This window comes from Streptomyces sp. NPDC045701 (assembly GCF_056432045.1).
In genome coordinates, this window is sequence record NZ_JBWKJV010000193.1 from 1 (window position 1) to 1,696 (window position 1,696).

General features: G+C 69.5%; 1 protein-coding gene. It reads left to right on the forward strand.

The window, feature by feature from the left end:
- Nucleotides 1-212: 212 nt before the first annotated feature.
- Nucleotides 213-1,696, forward strand: a 1,484-nt coding sequence (locus AC07DW_RS34380) for an MFS transporter (RefSeq protein ID WP_478861515.1), incomplete at its 3' end; no start/stop codon positions are given.

Below are 1,696 nucleotides of genomic sequence, written 5' to 3' on the forward strand. Positions count from 1 at the left end.
GCCACCGCCGCGTCCTCGGCGCACACCACCAGGTCGAACCCCTTGCCGGCGAACACCCGGGCCAGGGCCAGACCGATGCCGCTCGACGCGCCGGTCACCACCGCCAGGGGCTTCACGGTGTCCATGGGCCGGCGGGTACCCGCCGATCGCACCGTTTCACCGAGGTGACCATCGGGTACCCGCCCGCCGTCTTTACGCCTCGGAGGTGACCCATGAGTGAGCCGGATCTCGGGCAAGCGTCCAACGGGACGGTGACGACCCGGATACCCGCGCGGCTGGACAGGCTGCCGTGGTCGCGCTGGCACTGGATGATCGTCATCGGTCTGGGTACCGTCTGGATCCTGGACGGCCTGGAAGTCACCATCGTCGGCAGCATGGCCGGCCGGCTGTCCGAGGAGGGCAGTGGCCTCGCCATCAGCAGCGCGCAGGTCACCGGGGTCGCCGCCGCGCTGTACGTGGCGGGCGCGTGCTCGGGCGCACTGTTCTTCGGCTGGCTGACGGACCGCTTCGGGCGCAAGAAGCTCTTCCTGATCACGCTGGCGGTCTACCTCGTGGCGACGGCGCTGACGGCGCTGTCCTTCTCCTCCTGGTGGTTCTTCGTCTTCCGGTTCCTGACCGGCTTCGGCATCGGCGGCGAGTACGCCGCCATCAACTCGGCCATCGACGAGCTGATCCCCAGCAAGTACCGCGGCCGGGTGGACCTCATTATCAACGGCAGCTTCTGGCTCGGCGCCATGGGTGGCGCGCTGCTGTCCGTCCTCGCCCTCGACACGGACATCCTCCCGAAGGACCTCGGCTGGCGGATCTCCTTCGGTCTCGGCGTCGTACTCGGCCTGGTCATCCTGCTCGTCCGCCGTCATGTGCCGGAAAGCCCCCGCTGGATGTTCATCCACGGCCGCGAGGAGGGCGCGGAACGGCTGGTGGAGGAGGTCGAGCGGCAGGTGGAGGCCGACACCGGCCGGCCGCTGCCCGAACCGGCCGGGGCGATGACCATCAAGCAGCGGCACAGCGTCGGCTTCGTGCAGATCGCCCGGACGCTCTTCCGCGCCTACCCGCGGCGGGCGGTGCTGGGCCTGGCCCTCTTCATCGGGCAGGCCTTCCTCTACAACGCCATCACCTTCGGGTTCGGCGCGATCCTGGTGACGTTCTTCGACGTCGGCACCGGCTCGACCGGGTACTTCTTCGCGGTCATCGCCTTCGGCAACTTCATGGGCCCCCTGCTGCTCGGCCGCCTGTTCGACACCTGGGGCCGCCGTCCGATGATCGCGGGTACGTACATCATCTCCGGCGTCCTGCTCTTCGTGACGGCGTGGATGTTCTCCAACGGCTGGCTGACCGCCACCACCATGACCCTCAGCTGGTGCGTGGTCCTCTTCTTCGCCTCCGCCGGCGCCAGCTCCGCGTACCTCACGGTGAGTGAGATCTTCCCGATGGAGACCCGCGCGATGGCCATCGCGTTCTTCTACGCGGTCGGCACGGCCGCCGGTGGCATCTCCGGTCCGCTGGTCTTCGCCGGGCTCACCGAGAGCGGTGTGGTCGCGGACACGGTCCTGGCCTTCTGCATCGGCGCCACGCTGATGGTGGCCGGCGGTCTGGTGGCGATCTTCTTCGCCGTCGCCGCGGAGGGCAGGTCGCTGGAGGACATCGCGACCCCGCTGTCCGCGCAGGCCGCCGAGGCATCGGCTCCCGGCGGGGC